15 protein-coding genes are annotated in these 14,886 nt (G+C 38.1%); 13 read left to right on the top strand and 2 right to left on the bottom strand.

What is annotated here, in order from left to right; all coding sequences use genetic code 11:
• Nucleotides 1–32: 32 nt before the first annotated feature.
• Nucleotides 33–1,484, bottom strand: a complete 1,452-nt coding sequence (locus E0E02_RS00650; RefSeq protein ID WP_133017553.1) for a UDP-N-acetylmuramoyl-L-alanyl-D-glutamate--L-lysine ligase — start codon at nucleotides 1,482–1,484, stop codon at nucleotides 33–35.
• Between the two features lie 96 nt (nucleotides 1,485–1,580).
• Between E0E02_RS00650 and E0E02_RS00645 the strand changes: the two genes are divergently transcribed.
• From E0E02_RS00645 to upp, 4 genes are all read left to right on the top strand, one after another.
• Entirely contained in the window at nucleotides 1,581–3,215 is a 1,635-nt protein-coding gene (locus tag E0E02_RS00645) for a polysaccharide biosynthesis protein (protein ID WP_133017552.1), read from the top strand.
• A 268-nt stretch (nucleotides 3,216–3,483) separates the two neighbouring features.
• A complete protein-coding gene (locus tag E0E02_RS00640; RefSeq protein ID WP_133017551.1) occupies nucleotides 3,484–4,578 on the top strand; it encodes a cystathionine gamma-synthase in 1,095 nt (364 codons plus the stop codon).
• A gap of 1 nt (nucleotide 4,579) precedes the next feature.
• The gene (locus E0E02_RS00635) at nucleotides 4,580–5,743 is read left to right on the top strand and encodes a MalY/PatB family protein (protein ID WP_133017550.1); all 1,164 of its coding nucleotides are present in this window, start codon (nucleotides 4,580–4,582) and stop codon (nucleotides 5,741–5,743) included.
• A gap of 148 nt (nucleotides 5,744–5,891) precedes the next feature.
• A complete protein-coding gene (upp, locus tag E0E02_RS00630) occupies nucleotides 5,892–6,521 on the top strand; it encodes a uracil phosphoribosyltransferase (protein WP_021142946.1) in 630 nt (209 codons plus the stop codon).
• Between the two features lie 71 nt (nucleotides 6,522–6,592).
• Here the strand turns inward: upp and E0E02_RS00625 are convergent, their stop codons facing one another.
• Nucleotides 6,593–7,462: a LysR family transcriptional regulator gene (locus tag E0E02_RS00625; RefSeq protein WP_133017549.1), complete on the bottom strand. Its 870-nt coding sequence runs from the start codon at nucleotides 7,460–7,462 to the stop codon at nucleotides 6,593–6,595.
• A gap of 113 nt (nucleotides 7,463–7,575) precedes the next feature.
• Between E0E02_RS00625 and E0E02_RS00620 the strand changes: the two genes are divergently transcribed.
• The 9 genes from E0E02_RS00620 (at nucleotide 7,576) to E0E02_RS00580 (ending at nucleotide 14,842) form a co-directional block, all read left to right on the top strand.
• Nucleotides 7,576–8,469: an EamA family transporter gene (locus tag E0E02_RS00620; protein WP_133017548.1), complete on the top strand. Its 894-nt coding sequence runs from the start codon at nucleotides 7,576–7,578 to the stop codon at nucleotides 8,467–8,469.
• Between the two features lie 129 nt (nucleotides 8,470–8,598).
• A complete protein-coding gene (locus E0E02_RS00615) occupies nucleotides 8,599–9,189 on the top strand; it encodes an ATP-dependent Clp protease proteolytic subunit (RefSeq protein WP_039696423.1) in 591 nt (196 codons plus the stop codon).
• 305 nt (nucleotides 9,190–9,494) lie between these two features.
• A complete protein-coding gene (locus E0E02_RS00610; protein WP_133017547.1) occupies nucleotides 9,495–9,935 on the top strand; it encodes a YlbF family regulator in 441 nt (146 codons plus the stop codon).
• Nucleotides 9,928–10,179 (top strand): YlbG family protein, encoded by a 252-nt coding sequence (locus tag E0E02_RS00605; RefSeq protein WP_020917301.1) that lies wholly within the window; start codon nucleotides 9,928–9,930, stop codon nucleotides 10,177–10,179. Before E0E02_RS00610 ends, E0E02_RS00605 begins: the two co-directional genes overlap by 8 nt.
• A gap of 111 nt (nucleotides 10,180–10,290) precedes the next feature.
• The gene (locus tag E0E02_RS00600; RefSeq protein ID WP_133017546.1) at nucleotides 10,291–11,469 is read left to right on the top strand and encodes an ABC transporter substrate-binding protein; all 1,179 of its coding nucleotides are present in this window, start codon (nucleotides 10,291–10,293) and stop codon (nucleotides 11,467–11,469) included.
• Between the two features lie 57 nt (nucleotides 11,470–11,526).
• Nucleotides 11,527–12,411, top strand: coding sequence for a branched-chain amino acid ABC transporter permease (locus tag E0E02_RS00595; RefSeq protein WP_074626290.1), 885 nt, complete (start codon nucleotides 11,527–11,529; stop codon nucleotides 12,409–12,411).
• Nucleotides 12,412–12,414: 3 nt separating this feature from the next.
• Complete coding sequence (locus tag E0E02_RS00590; RefSeq protein ID WP_133017545.1) at nucleotides 12,415–13,368, top strand: branched-chain amino acid ABC transporter permease; 954 nt, start codon at nucleotides 12,415–12,417, stop codon at nucleotides 13,366–13,368.
• Nucleotides 13,368–14,132, top strand: a complete 765-nt coding sequence (locus E0E02_RS00585) for an ABC transporter ATP-binding protein (protein ID WP_133017544.1) — start codon at nucleotides 13,368–13,370, stop codon at nucleotides 14,130–14,132. The genes E0E02_RS00590 and E0E02_RS00585 overlap by 1 nt, the downstream gene beginning before the upstream one ends.
• The gene (locus E0E02_RS00580) at nucleotides 14,132–14,842 is read left to right on the top strand and encodes an ABC transporter ATP-binding protein (protein WP_074564244.1); all 711 of its coding nucleotides are present in this window, start codon (nucleotides 14,132–14,134) and stop codon (nucleotides 14,840–14,842) included. The genes E0E02_RS00585 and E0E02_RS00580 overlap by 1 nt, the downstream gene beginning before the upstream one ends.
• The last annotated feature ends 44 nt before the right edge of the window (nucleotides 14,843–14,886 follow it).

Here is a 14,886-nt window from a genome sequence, read left to right as displayed (position 1 = left end):
TAGAATAATTCTAAATAGTAATTGTAATCGTTTTAATTAAGGTATTTTTTGGCGATGTTCATATCACCAGCATAAGCTGTGCGTTCACCGTTAACGATTTGGTAAGCATCAGCACCTTTACCAGCAATGATAACCGCATCATCAGCGGTTTGAGTGAGTGACATAGCTTTTGCGATAGCTTTTTCACGGTCGACTTCGATTTCAAGTGGTCGATTGACTTGGCTGGCAATCTCGTCTGCAATAGCTTGTGGGTCTTCGTAGTTCGGGTCGTCAGCTGTTAAGATGACATTGAGATTTTGATGAGCATTGATAACACGCGCAAAATCTGCACGACGACTTTCACCTTTATTACCAGTAGCGCCAAGAATGAGGTGAAGATTTCCAGTTTGATGTTCTTCAACAACAGATAATAATTTTTCAAGGCTATCACCGTTGTGAGCGTAGTCAACGAAAACTTTAGCGCCATTTGCCTGAGTAATGACTTCCATACGACCTGGTACGCTTGTCTCAGCGATTCCTTTTTTGATGTCTTCAGGGCTTGTTCCTAAACGAAGACAAGCAAGACCTGCAGCTAGTGCATTTTCTTGGTTAAAGGAACCAATGAGTTGGATGTCATAGTGTCCAGCCAGTTTTCCTGTCACGTCAAAGTCAAAAGCTCTGCCATTTTCGATAGTATTATCAGAATCCTTACCGTAAAAATCATGTGGAAGGTCAGCCACTTGCTCAGCAACGACTTTAAAATGATCCATACCAGCATTGACAACAACAGCTTTGCTATTTGCCATCAACAGACGTTTGTGATAGAAGTAATCTTCAAATGTTGGGTGTTCAATCGGTCCAATGTGGTCTGGGCTGATATTGAGAAATGCTCCTACATCAAAAGTTAAGCCGTAAACACGATCAACAAGATAAGCTTGGCTAGATACTTCCATGATGAGGTGAGTCATGCCATTATCAACAGCAGTTGCCATCATCTTGAAGAGGTCAAGACTTTCAGGTGTGGTTAATTTTGATTTGAAGAATGTCTTACCATCAAGCGTTGTGTTCATTGTTGAAAACATGGCTGGTTTGTGGCTTTGTTTCAAAATGTTGTAAGTAAAGTAAGCCGCAGTTGTTTTCCCTTTAGTTCCAGTAAAGGCAATGATTTTTAGTTTTTCTTCGGGGTGACCGTAGAATTCCATAGCAATCAGGCTCATGGCTTTTTTGATATCTGTTACGATAATCGCAGGAATATCAAGTTCGTAATCAACTTGGCTGACATAAAAAGGTAAGCCTTTTTGGATAGCTTGTTCAAGGTATTCTTTTTTAAAAGTTGCCCCTTTAGCAAAGAAAAGTGTTGAACTGTCGACATCACGACTGTCAAAACTGATTTTTGAAAAGCTAGGATTTTCTTTCCAAGTCAGGCTGTATTGATTGTGGAAGATGATTTCGCGGAAATTATGGTCTTTTTTCAGAATTTCGAGGGTTTTTTCAAGTGTAATCATACACTCTATTTTAGACTTAATGTCTATGTTTTACAAGTCACAAGCAAAAGTTTATAATAAAATGTAACGCTTATTTTTAAAATTAGGAAGAATACTATGTCTGAAAACAAAACAAACGTGACACAGCAACAGCAGATGGTGCGTGGAGCTGCTTGGTTAACAGCTTCAAACTTCATCAGTCGTCTCTTGGGTGCCTTCTACATTATTCCTTGGTATGCTTGGATGGGGACTCATGCTGAACAAGCCAATGCACTTTTTGGAATGGGCTACAATATTTATGCGGTATTCCTACTTATTTCAACAGCAGGGATTCCCGTGGCAATAGCTAAGCAAGTGTCTAAGTATAATACGCTTGGTCAGGAAGAGACAAGCTATTATCTCTTACGTAAAATTTTAAAATTAACCTTGGTACTCGGCTTTATTTTTGCGGCTATTATGTATCTTGGAGCACCAATTCAAGCTGCTTGGAGTGGTGGTGGCGACGATTTGATTCGCGTCATGAAGAGTCTGTCTTGGGCAGTTTTACTTTTTCCATCAATGAGTGTGCTTCGTGGTTTCTTCCAAGGGTTTAATAATTTAAAACCGTATGCCATGAGCCAAATCGCTGAACAAGTCATCCGCGTGATTTGGATGTTATTGACAGCCTTCATGATTATGAAAATTGGTTCTGGAGATTACGTTTCAGCGGTTGTTCAATCAACATTTGCAGCTTTCATTGGAATGATTGCCAGCGTCATGGTTTTGATTTTCTTCCTTTGGAAGGAAGGAAAACTTCAAGCTATTTTAGCGAAGGAAACTGAGGAAATTGACATTGATGCTAATGCCATTATCATTGAAACCGTAAAAGAAGCTATCCCATTTATCATTACGGGTGCAGCCATCCAATTATTCCAATTGGTTGACCAATGGTCTTTCATTAACTCAATGAAACTTTTCACTTCACATAGTTTGAAAGAATTGCAAATCTTGTATGCTTACTTATCAAGTAACCCAAACAAGGTAACAATGATTTTAATCTCGCTTGCGACTGCTATCGGTGGTGCAGGAATTCCGCTTTTGACAGAGAATTTTGTTAATAAAGATAAAAAAGCTGCTGCTCATTTGGTGATTAATAGTTTGCAGATGTTGTGCATGGTGCTTTTGCCGGCAATGATGGGAGCTATTATTTTGGCACAGCCACTTTACACTCTTTTCTATGGTGCACCAAATAATGATGCCCTATGGCTATTTGTTGTAGCTTTGATTCAAGTTATTTTCTTAGCTCTTTATAGTTTGCTTGCACCAATGCTACAAGCTCTTTTTGAAAATCGCAAAGCCATCAATTATTTTGCTTATGGTTTGGTAGTTAAGATTGTTTTACAAGTGCCGTTTATCTTTTTATTCAAAGCATATGGACCACTTTTATCAACAGCAATTGGCTTGATGATTCCAATTATTTTGATGTTCAATCAAATTCATGCTGTAACACAGTTTAATCGTAAAGCCTTGTGGCGTGGCATTCTATTAGTTTGCATTTTGACGGCTATCATGGGAATTGTTGTTGCACTAGGAACATTTGGACTTCACTTTATCATCAGTCCAACCACTCGTCTTGGTAGTGTGATTTACCTTGTTCTTATGGGAGCACTTGGAGTTGCTGTCTATGGATTCTTAGCCTTAGCAACACATTTACTTGATAAATTAATCGGTAATAAAGCAAAAACACTACGTAAAAAACTCCATTTAGAATAAAAAAACAGCCCAGTGGGCTGTTTTTTCATGAGCCTAGAAATAGAGGAGCGAATTAAACCCAGTAGGCTGTTTTTTCATGAGCCTAGAAATAGAGGAGCGAATCAAGCCCATTGGGCTGTTTTTCATTCAATAAGTTATAGTTTTTTCTTATAGCTAACTATCAGGAATTAGAATAGCAAAAGCACACTAATTTTTGAGAATAAATGTTAGAATATAGTCTATAAATTTTGAATGAACGTTATGTTTTGAGATGAGAAGGGGAATTATTATGAAAAGTGACTGTCGATTGGCTACTATTTTAGCCCATGCTGGTATTAAGTCGGATGAAGCAACGGGAGCTCTTGCAGCACCGATTCATTTTTCAACCACCTATCAGCACCCAGAGTTTGGAAAATCAACGGGCTTTGATTACACGAGAACTAAAAATCCAACCCGTGCAACCCTTGAAAAGACCCTTGCAGCAATTGAAAAAGCTGATTATGCTTTAGCGACGTCATCAGGTATGAGTGCCATTGTTTTAGCGCTTGAAATTTTTCCAGTAGGAGCAAAAGTGGTTGCCGCGCGTGATTTGTATGGCGGTTCTTTTCGCTGGTTTAATGACAAAGAAAAAGAAGGACGCTTTGTTTTTTCTTATGCTAATACTCAAGCGGAGCTTCTAGATGCAATCACCGAAGAGACAGATATTGTTTATCTTGAAACACCAACCAATCCCTTGATGATTGAATTTGATATCGCTAAAGTTGCTGAAGTTGCTCATGCAAATGGTGCTAAGTTAGTGGTAGATAACACCTTTTATAGTCCGATTTACCAAAATCCGATTGCTCTTGGTGCGGATATCGTGGTGCATTCAGCGACGAAATATTTAGCAGGGCATAATGACGTATTGGCTGGTGTGGTGATTACCAGCGATCAAGTCATTTATGATAAGCTCTTTTATAACCTTAATACGACAGGACCAACCCTATCTCCTTTTGATTCTTACATGCTGATGCGAGGACTTAAGACGCTCAAACTTCGCATGGAAAAAGCTACTGAGAATGCTCATGCTATTGTGAAGTATTTGAAAAACTCACCAGCTGTTAAAGAAGTGCTTTATACTGGAAAAGGTGGTATGATTTCTTTTAAAGTAGTTGATGAAGAAAAAATTCCTCACATCATCAATAACCTTCAAATCATTACCTTTGCAGAAAGTCTTGGTGGTGTGGAAAGCTTGATTACTTATCCAAGAACACAAACCCATGCCGATATTCCAGAGGATGTTCGCTTATCTTATGGTTTGACGAATGATTTGCTGCGCTTGTCAATCGGTATCGAAGATGTTGAGGATTTGATTGACGACTTAAAAAATGCTTTGGAGGGATAGTATGGGAAAATATGATTTTACAACTAGACCAAATCGTTTGAAACAATTTACTTACAAATGGCAGAGCTCAGAAAACAATCCCGATTTGCTTCAGTTATGGGTGGCAGATATGGATTTCTTGCCAGTTCCAGAAATCAAACAAGCTATCATTGATTACGGTCAAGAACACATTTTTGGCTATAATTATTTTAAAGATTCTCTTTACCAAGCTGTCATTGATTGGGAAAAAGAAGAGCACGGCTATGCAATTAATAAAGAAGATATTTCGTTTATTGATGGTGTTGTACCTGCCATTTCGGTAGCCATTCAGGCATTTACTGAAAAAGGTGATGCAGTTTTGATTAATTCGCCAGTTTATTATCCTTTTGCCAGAACCATTCGTCTTAATGATCGTAAATTAGTTGAAAATTCTTTGCAGATTAAAAATGAGCATTTTGAGATTGATTTTGATCAACTGGAAAAAGACATCGTAGAAAATCAAGTTAAACTTTATGTTTTTTGTAGTCCACATAATCCTGGCGGACGCGTTTGGTCAAGTGATGAGTTGCAAAAACTTGGAGACCTCTGTCGCAAACACGGTGTGATTTTAATTTCGGATGAGATTCACCAAGATTTAGCGCTCTTTGGTCACAAGCATCATTCCTTCAATACTGTTGATGACTCTTTCAAAGATTTTGCCATTGTTTTGGCCTCAGCTACAAAAACTTTTAACATTGCTGGAACTAAAAACAGCTTTGCGATTATCCAAAATCCAGACCTTCGTCGAAAATTTCAGCGTGTGCAGTTGGCAAATAACCAGCACGAAGTTCCAACCATTGGTATGATTACTACTGAAACAGCTTTTAGATATGGTAAACCTTGGTTAGAAGAACTCAAAAAAGTGATTGAAGAAAATGTAGATTATCTGACAGATTATCTCGAAAAGCATACTAAAATCAAGGTCATGAAGCCAGAAGGAACCTATTTGGTCTGGTTAGATTTCTCTGCCTATGACATTAAGCAACCTGAACTTGGGGAAAAATTGCAAAAAGAAGCCAAAGTGGTCTTAAATGATGGGGCGCATTTTGGTAAAGAAGGAAAGACATTTGCACGCTTGAATGCTGCGACGCCTTTTGAAACCATTAAGGAAGCTAGCAAGCGTATTGCTGAAGTCTTTGGAAAATAAGAAAAGCGGGCTGAAGCCTGCTTTTTTTGTGATGTTTTTGGCAATTTTGGATAAAAATGTGACATTCGTCATAAATTTTTAGCAAATTTCCTTATTTTCTGCTATAATTGGTAAGGTTAGACTAAATTCAGTATAAAGGAGTACAATCATGGGAAAATTCCAAGTTATCTCACATCCGCTAATCCAACACAAATTGTCAATTTTACGTCGCACAACAACTTCAACTAAAGATTTCCGCGAATTGGTTAACGAAATCGCAATGCTTATGGGTTATGAAGTGTCTCGCGACCTTCCTTTGGAAGATGTTGAAATTGAAACACCTATCACAAAAACAACTCAAAAACAATTGACTGGTAAAAAATTGGCAATTGTTCCTATCCTACGTGCTGGTATCGGTATGGTTGATGGTTTCTTGAGCCTTATTCCAGCGGCTAAAGTTGGTCACATTGGTATGTACCGTGACGAAGAAACTTTGCAACCCGTTGAATATCTTGTGAAATTACCAGAAGATATCGATCAACGTCAAATCTTTGTTGTAGACCCAATGCTTGCAACTGGTGGTTCTGCAATCTTGGCAGTTGACTCTCTTAAAAAACGCGGTGCAGCTAATATCAAATTTATCTGTCTAGTAGCTGCTCCAGAAGGTGTTAAAGCTCTTCAAGAAGCTCACCCAGATATCGATATCTACACAGCTGCTCTTGATGAAAAACTTAACGAAAATGGTTACATCGTACCAGGTCTTGGTGACGCTGGTGACCGTTTGTTTGGTACAAAATAATAAGTTAAAGGCTTAATAAAAAAAGGTTTGCGTTCCAGTTTAGGAACACAAGCCTTTTCTTTTTAGTCAAATTAATCGTTCATTTTACTTGAAATGGTTTTAGCGAATTCCTGAGCTGCCAAAGGAAGAGTTTGCCAATTTTTCCAAGCAAGCACAATAGTCCGAAATGGCTTTTCGCTAATGTGACGAATGGTTAAATCATCAAGTGTCAAGCCATCGAGAAAATTTTCGTAAAGAAGACTAGCCCCTAAATCTTGTCGAATCATCTCCAAAATAGTGTAGTCATCATAAATTTCATAAGTGAAATTTGGCGTGATGTTAGCCTTGGCAAAGGCAGCGCGTGTTAGGCTGTTTTCCCCTTCGTCAAGTAGAATCAATTCTGTCTTAGCTAAGTCAGCCAGCGAAACGTTATCTTGTTTTGCTAGAGGGTGTTTGCTAGGCAGTACAGCGTAAAGACAATCTTGGTAAAGGACTTGGGATTGTAATTGTCCGACATAATCGATATGCGTGAAACCTAAATCAACTTGTCCTGTATCTAGCCATTGGTGAATGCTGGTATAATCCCCTTGCTTAAGAACGAAATTGACTGCAGGATGTTTGGCTTTGAAGTCTTTAATAAAGGGTAAAATAAAATTTCGACTAGCAGAGGTGAAGATGCCAATGCGGATTTCAGCTTTATTGAGCCCTTGTAATTCCTCGATTTTTTTGGTTAGCTGCTTTTCCCCCTGAACAATTTGCTGGAAGTAGGGATAGAGAGCTTGACCGTCTTTGGTCAAATTGACGCCCTCGTGACCACGTGTTAATAAGCAAGTCCCAATTTCTTTTTCAAGATTTTTGATGGTCTGACTAACGGCACTTTGTGAGTAGTTTAATTGCTGTGCGGTTTTAGTGAATGACCCTAATTCGATAACTGAGCAGAAAATAGCATATTTTGAAATCATATTGATACCTTTCAATAAGTAAAACTTATGTTTCTATTATATACTTTAATTTTACTTATATCCAATATCACCTTATAATAAAACAAGATATTAGGAAGTGAGAGGTGAAATTCATGGTTCAAAAACATGCTAAACTTTTTTCAGTGACCGTTCCTCTTGCGTGGGGGATGTCTTATCTATTTATGGCGCTTGGGGCTTCTGAAATTCCAGCCATTGAATTAGTAGCTCTGCGTTGTGGGTTAGCTTTTTTGGCTTTAGTATTAATTTTTTATCGCCATTTGAAAGAAACATTTTCTTGGAAATTGATGGCTTATAGTGCTTTTGCAGGAATATTATTATTTGCTGTTTTTTATTTTTTGATTGTTGGGGTCATTGATACGTCAGCTTCGACGGCTGGTTTTCTGGCTTCGACGACAGTGGTGATTGTTCCTACCTTACGTGCTATTGTCACTCGAAAAATGCCTGATATAAAAACGATAATAGCGATTTTGATTGTTTTATCAGGGCTTTATCTTTTAACAGGTGCTGACTTGTCACAATTCAATCTGGGTGCTGTGATGTGCTTGGTATCTGCGACTTTATATGCTGTTTACATTATTCTTTCTAAACACTTTGTCGAGAAGGTAGATCCGATGAGTCTAGGAATTTGGCAATTAGGTTTTTCTAGTTTGTACGCTTTAATAGGAACATTTGCTTTTGAGACACCTGTTTTGCCACATTCAAATATTGTTTGGTTTTCAGTGTTAGGTTTGGCGCTTATTTGTTCAGCATATGGTTGGGTGATGCAGACAATCGTTCAATCATATGTCAGTGCGGAATTTACTAGTATCATGTTTACACTAGAACCTATTTTTACAGCTATTTTTGCTTTTATTTTCTTTGGAGAATTGCTGAGCGGTTTAGCTTTTTTGGGAACGGTTTTGATTTTTGTCGGTGTCCTTTTAACCATTTATCAACCGAAAAAAAGCCGTTCTATTGTTTTACTTCAGGAAAAAGTCGAATATTAAAATTTTTCATTTGACCTTTTTTGACCATTTGACTATAATAGTCTCAGGTTAATATTTAAAACAAGGGCAAGAAAAAGTAGCATTGAGATGCTATATCTATGTTTTCTAGCCTAGTAAAGGAGAAACGATATGATTCCTGTAGTTATTGAACAAACAAGCCGCGGTGAACGCTCATATGATATTTACTCACGTCTTTTGAAAGATCGTATCATCATGTTGACTGGACCAGTTGAAGACAATATGGCAAACTCTATCATTGCTCAACTATTATTCCTTGATGCACAAGATAATACAAAAGATATCTACCTTTATGTTAATACACCTGGTGGATCAGTTTCAGCTGGTCTTGCTATTGTAGATACAATGAACTTCATTAAATCAGATGTTCAAACTATCGTTATGGGTATGGCAGCATCAATGGGAACAATCATTGCTTCATCAGGTACAAAAGGTAAACGATTCATGTTGCCAAACGCTGAATACATGATTCACCAACCAATGGGTGGTACTGGTGGCGGTACTCAACAAAGCGATATGGCTATTGCTGCTGAACACCTTTTGAAAACACGTCAAAACTTGGAACAAATTTTGGCTGACAACTCAGGTCAAAGTTTGGAAAAAGTTCACGCTGATGCTGAACGTGATAACTGGATGAGCGCTCAAGAAACACTTGAATACGGCTTTATCGATGAAATTATGGTTAACAACGAATTGAACTAATTTGTTTATAGACAAAGTGGAGGCTGAGATAAAAAATCTCGGCCTTTTTGCTTGTGAAAGTATATTTTTTTTCAGGCGCAGTGGTTGAGTGGGTTCTAGTATGTTGATAAATCAACTTTTACAACCCTGCTCAGCTTTCCGTGGTAGGAGTAAAACAGTTCAGTGAACTGCTTTAGGTCAGCAACAAGAAACCAAGATTTGCTGAAAAATCGAATTTCTTCGAAATTACCGATTTCTGTCCCACTCCCTTTTTTGTGCAAGCAGAGCAGGGATACATTTGCGGCTAATTGTGGTATAATCGATTTATGTTGGCAATTGATGAACACTTATTTGAAATTGATGAGGCAATCGATGAGGTTGCGAAAGCCTTTTTAGCCTTGGATACTGTACAAGCTTATTTGGAGATTAAAAGAACTTTTTTGGCTGATACGGCTTTACAAGAAAGTATTTCAGACTTTCAAGACTTAAAGCAATCTTATGAGGAAGTGAAAGATTACGCAGCCTTTCGCCCAGAAGTAAAAGAGTTACGTCGTCAGCTATTGCAGAAAAAAAGAGAGCTTGATTTGAACAGTACCGTAAGTGCCTTAAGGCAAAATGAAGTTGCTGTTCAGGCGATTTTAGCAGACTTAACTCAGGAAATTTCAGCAGTGATTTCCCCAACGATTTTTGTCGATACTGGCTTGCCTTTGGCACCCCATAAATCACACCATCAGAATTGTAGTAAGGGAGGAAAGAGAGATGTTTGAAAAGCAGGAACGTCAGGGAATTATCGTTTATTTGTACTATAACCGTGATGCTAGAAAATTAAACAAATACGGCGATGTTCTTTACCATTCACGAAAATTACATTATCAGGTTTTATATGTTAATAAAGAAGAAGCAGCGGATATTGTTGAAGAAATTTCAGCTCTAAAATTCGTGAAAGCCGTTTCTTTATCAGAAATTGATAATATTGATCAAGATTTTGTGGGCAACTTGGCACATTTCTGATATAATACTATCTTGAATAACTTAGAAGTGGTCAAAGAATAGTTTAAATTTTCAGAAAAATCAGTATTCTTTGAATAGACTTTTTATTAGAAAATAAGGAGATAACGTCTTATGCATAAAAAGATTGCGCTAACAGCGCTAACTTTTTTAGCCTCAATCGCTTTAGCGGCTTGCAGTAAGTCTCCAGATGTGACTGCAAATGCTACTGGTACAACAATTGGTGATACCATTAAAGTTGGTGTCAATCTTGAATTGACTGGTACAGTTGCTGCATACGGTAATGCAGAAAACAACGGGGTTAAACTCGCTGTTCAAGAGATTAATAAAGCTGGCGGTGTTGATGGGAAAAAAATTGAGCTTGTCACAAAAGACAACAAGTCAGAAAATGCAGAAGCTTCAACCGCTGCAACTAACTTAGCTATTCAGAGTCAAGTTAATGCCATGATTGGCCCAGCAACTTCTGGTGCGGTTGCTGCAGCAAGCTTGAATGCCCAAAAAACAGGTGTTCCTTTGTTGACACCAAGTGGAACTCAAGATGACCTAACGCTTGATACGGTTGACGGTGTTAAAAAATATGTTTTCCGTACAACCTTCCAAGATAGTTTCCAAGGTCAGGTTTTAGCTCAGTATGCTTATAGTAATTTGAATGCTAAAAAAGTTGTCCTTTATTACGACAATTCAAGTGATTATGCTAAAGGAATTGCAGAAGAGTTCAAGAAAAAATATCAGGGTGATATTGTCACAACAGCTACTTTTGCTTCAGGAGATAAAGATTTCCAATCTGCTTTAACAAAAATCAAAAACTTGGATTATGATGCCATTGTAATGCCTGGTTATTACACTGAAACTGGTATTATCACAAAACAAGCGCGTGATATGGGCATCAGTGTTCCAATCCTTGGACCTGATGGTTTCAACGATGATAGCTTTGGTGATTTGGCTGGTAAAGCAAACACAAACGGTGTCTACTACGTATCTGGTTATTCAACGAAAACAGCACTTTCAGCTAAAGCAACAGACTTTATTAAAGCTTATAAAGCTAAATACGGTTCAGAACCAAATATGTTTGCGGCGCTTGCCTATGATTCTGTTTACATGATTGCAAAAGCAGCAGAAGATGCTAAAACTTCAATTGACATTGCTGATAACCTTGCTAGCTTGAAAGATTTTGATGGTGTGACTGGTACAATGACCATTGATAAAAAACACAATCCAATCAAAACAGCTTTGATGGTTGCCATGAAAGATGGAGCTGAGGCTTCAGCAGACGCCGTTGAAATTAAAAAATAAAACTTATTTGATTTGTTATTTGTTTTTATATCACATGACTAGAAAGTTTGGTATTTTATGTTTTTAGAACAACTTCCCCAACAACTGGTTAATGGTATTATTCTAGGAAGTATTTATGCTTTGCTTGCCTTGGGTTATACCATGGTTTATGGGATCATTAAATTAATTAACTTTGCACATGGCGATATTTACATGTTGGGTGCTTTTATTGGATACTATGCGATCAGCACACTTCATATGAATTTTTGGCTTGCGCTGATTGTGACAATGATTGCGACAGCCTTTATCGGAATGGTTATTGAATTCTTGGCTTATCGTCCTTTGCGTCACTCAACTCGTATTGCTGCCCTGATTACAGCTATCGGTGTTTCTTTCTTGCTTGAGTACGGTATGGTTTTCTTTGTGGGAGCCAATACACGTTCATTCCCGCAGGCTATTGATATTGTTAGCTATAAGCTTGGTCCTGTGACGGTGACTAACATTCAATTGTTGATTTTGCTTGTCTCACTTGTTTTGATGGTTGCTTTGCAATTGATTGTTCAAAAGACAAAAATGGGTAAAGCCATGCGTGCGGTATCTGTTGATAGCGATGCAGCTGAATTGATGGGGATTAATGTTAATTCAACAATCAGTTTTACCTTTGCCCTTGGTTCAGCGCTTGCAGGAGCCGCTGGTGTTTTGATTGGACTTTATTATAATTCAATCGAGCCGCTTATGGGGATGACGCCTGGTATTAAAGCCTTTGTCGCTGCTGTTCTTGGTGGTATTGGAATCATTCCAGGTGCTGCTCTTGGTGGATTTGTTATTGGTATTTTAGAGACATTATCAATTTCGGTTAACCTCTCAAGTTACCGTGATGCTATTGTTTACGCTGTCTTAATCATTATTCTTTTGGTAAGACCTGCTGGTATCCTCGGTAAAAATGTGAAAGAGAAGGTGTAGAAAATGAAAAAGAATCTAAAACTTAACCTTTCTTGGCTTGCAATTATTGTGGTTCTTTTTGGAATCCTAGAATTATTAACCAAAACCAATATTTTAAACCTTTACTATATCCAAATCTTAATGGGAATTGGTATTAGTATTTTGATGGGACTTGGGACTAACTTAGTACTTGGGTTCTCAGGTCAGTTTACTCTTGGACAAGCTGGGTTCATGGCAATCGGTGCTTATGCGACAGCCATTATCACGCAGCAAAATCCAACTTATGGTGGCTTTTACTTCTCAATGCTTGTTGGGGTAGTGATTGCTGTTCTTGTAGCCCTTGTCTTTGGTGTGCCAACACTTCGTTTGAAGGGTGACTATCTTGCTATTGCAACACTTGGTATGGCTGAAATTATCCGTATCGTTATCGTTAATGGTGGTGATTTAACAAATGGTGCGGCTGGTTTGACAGGAATTTTGCCATACACATCATGGCCAGTTATCTTTATCTTTGTAGCAGGAATCACCGTTTTGATTTTGAATTTCTTGCGATCATCTACTGGGCGTCAAGTCATTGCTGTGCGCGAAGATGAAATTGCAGCAGAGTCAATGGGAGTTAACGTAACGAAAATGAAAGTCATGATTTTCGTTATGGGGGCAATCATCTCTGCTATTGCAGGGTCTCTTTACGTTGGTTACATCGGAACAGTCGTTCCAAAAGATTTCACGATTATGAAATCAATTGATTATTTGATCATTGCTGTTCTTGGTGGCCTTGGATCGATTACAGGTACCATCCTTGCGGCTATTGTCTTAGGTATTTTGAACATGTTCTTGCAAAATGTTTCAAACCTTCGTATGATTATCTACTCACTTGCTTTGATTTTAGTCATGATTTTCCGTCCAGGTGGACTTTTAGGGACAAAAGAATTTACCTTGTCTCGATTCTTTAATAAAGGCAAAGGAGGTAATCACTAATGGCATTACTTGATGTTAAAAATCTAACTAAAAATTTCGGTGGTTTGACAGCCGTTGGTGATGTGACAATGCACCTTGATAAAGGTGAGTTAGTTGGGCTTATCGGGCCAAATGGTGCTGGTAAAACAACGCTTTTCAATCTTTTGACAGGTGTTTATGAGCCAAGTGAAGGGTCAGTCTCTCTTGACGGTACATTACTAAATGGTAAGAAACCTTATAAAATTGCATCGCTTGGGCTTTCACGTACTTTCCAAAATATCCGACTCTTTAAAGATATGACGGTTTTAGAAAATGTTCTTGTCGGTATGGCTAACCAAAACAAGCCATATCTTTTGGCAAGTTTTCTTCGTTTGCCTAAGTTCTATCATAGTGAAGCAAAACTTCGTCAAAAAGCAATGGAACTTCTTGCTATTTTTGACCTTGATGGGGATGCAGAAACTTTAGCTAAAAACCTTCCTTATGGACAACAACGTCGTTTGGAAATTGTTCGTGCCCTTGCGACAGAACCTAAAATTCTTTTCTTGGATGAACCCGCAGCAGGGATGAACCCACAAGAAACGGCAGAATTAACACAATTGATTCGTCGTATTAAAGAAGAATTTGATATTACCATCATGCTTATCGAGCATGATATGAGTCTTGTTATGGAAGTTACTGAGCGCATTTATGTTCTTGAATATGGACGTTTAATCGCTCATGGAACACCAGATGAAATTAAAACAAATCAACGCGTCATTGAAGCATATCTTGGAGGTGAAGGGTAATGGCAATGTTAAAAGTTGATAATTTATCAGTACATTACGGCGTTATCCAGGCTGTAAAAGATGTTTCCTTTGAAGTTAATGAAGGTGAAGTTGTAACTCTTATTGGTGCCAACGGTGCTGGTAAAACATCCATTCTTCGCACAATTTCTGGCTTGGTTCGTCCAAGTGCTGGTAAAATTGAATTTCTTGGTCAAGAAATCCAAAAAGAACCAGCTCGTAAGATTGTTGCTAGTGGCTTATCGCAAGTTCCTGAAGGACGTCATGTTTTCCCTGGTTTGACTGTGCTTGAAAACCTTGAATTAGGAGCTTTCTTACGCAATGACCGTGAAGAAAATCAAAAGAACTTGAAGAAAGTCTTTGATCGTTTTCCACGCCTTGAAGAACGTAAAATGCAAGATGCTGCCACACTTTCAGGTGGTGAACAACAAATGCTTGCTATGGGACGTGCTTTGATGAGCCAACCTAAATTGTTGCTTCTTGATGAACCTTCAATGGGGCTTGCGCCAATCTTTATTCAAGAAATTTTTGATATCATTCAAGATATTCAAAAACAAGGTACAACAGTTTTGTTGATTGAACAAAATGCCAACAAAGCTCTAGCAATTGCTGACCGTGGCTATGTGTTAGAAACAGGAAAAGTTGTTCTTTCTGGAACAGGTAAAGAACTATTGGAATCTGAAGAAGTCCGTAAAGCTTATCTTGGTGGATAAGAATAGACTTTTAACGTTTTTTGATGACAGGGTGGACAAAGGTC

The sequence above is a fragment of the Streptococcus sp. KCJ4932 genome, assembly GCF_004352745.1.
Taxonomy (GTDB): Bacteria; Bacillota; Bacilli; order Lactobacillales; family Streptococcaceae; genus Streptococcus; species Streptococcus ruminicola.
Note: the sequence above shows the minus strand (reverse complement) of the source record. Positions and strands in the feature narration are given on the sequence as shown.

What these genes read in the sequence shown, in the direction of transcription:
- E0E02_RS00640 (WP_133017551.1), top strand. Translation starts at nt 3,484, where the DNA reads ATGAAAAGTGACTGTCGATTGGCTACTATTTTAGCCCATGCTGGTATT.
- E0E02_RS00600 (WP_133017546.1), top strand. Translation starts at nt 10,291, where the DNA reads ATGCATAAAAAGATTGCGCTAACAGCGCTAACTTTTTTAGCCTCAATC.
- E0E02_RS00580 (WP_074564244.1), top strand. Translation starts at nt 14,132, where the DNA reads ATGGCAATGTTAAAAGTTGATAATTTATCAGTACATTACGGCGTTATC.
- E0E02_RS00595 (WP_074626290.1), top strand. Translation starts at nt 11,527, where the DNA reads ATGTTTTTAGAACAACTTCCCCAACAACTGGTTAATGGTATTATTCTA.
- E0E02_RS00585 (WP_133017544.1), top strand. Translation starts at nt 13,368, where the DNA reads ATGGCATTACTTGATGTTAAAAATCTAACTAAAAATTTCGGTGGTTTG.
- E0E02_RS00620 (WP_133017548.1), top strand. Translation starts at nt 7,576, where the DNA reads ATGGTTCAAAAACATGCTAAACTTTTTTCAGTGACCGTTCCTCTTGCG.
- E0E02_RS00610 (WP_133017547.1), top strand. Translation starts at nt 9,495, where the DNA reads ATGTTGGCAATTGATGAACACTTATTTGAAATTGATGAGGCAATCGAT.
- E0E02_RS00590 (WP_133017545.1), top strand. Translation starts at nt 12,415, where the DNA reads ATGAAAAAGAATCTAAAACTTAACCTTTCTTGGCTTGCAATTATTGTG.
- E0E02_RS00635 (WP_133017550.1), top strand. Translation starts at nt 4,580, where the DNA reads ATGGGAAAATATGATTTTACAACTAGACCAAATCGTTTGAAACAATTT.
- E0E02_RS00645 (WP_133017552.1), top strand. Translation starts at nt 1,581, where the DNA reads ATGTCTGAAAACAAAACAAACGTGACACAGCAACAGCAGATGGTGCGT.
- E0E02_RS00615 (WP_039696423.1), top strand. Translation starts at nt 8,599, where the DNA reads ATGATTCCTGTAGTTATTGAACAAACAAGCCGCGGTGAACGCTCATAT.
- upp (WP_021142946.1), top strand. Translation starts at nt 5,892, where the DNA reads ATGGGAAAATTCCAAGTTATCTCACATCCGCTAATCCAACACAAATTG.
- E0E02_RS00605 (WP_020917301.1), top strand. Translation starts at nt 9,928, where the DNA reads ATGTTTGAAAAGCAGGAACGTCAGGGAATTATCGTTTATTTGTACTAT.
- E0E02_RS00650 (WP_133017553.1), bottom strand. Translation starts at nt 1,484, where the DNA reads ATGATTACACTTGAAAAAACCCTCGAAATTCTGAAAAAAGACCATAAT.
- E0E02_RS00625 (WP_133017549.1), bottom strand. Translation starts at nt 7,462, where the DNA reads ATGATTTCAAAATATGCTATTTTCTGCTCAGTTATCGAATTAGGGTCA.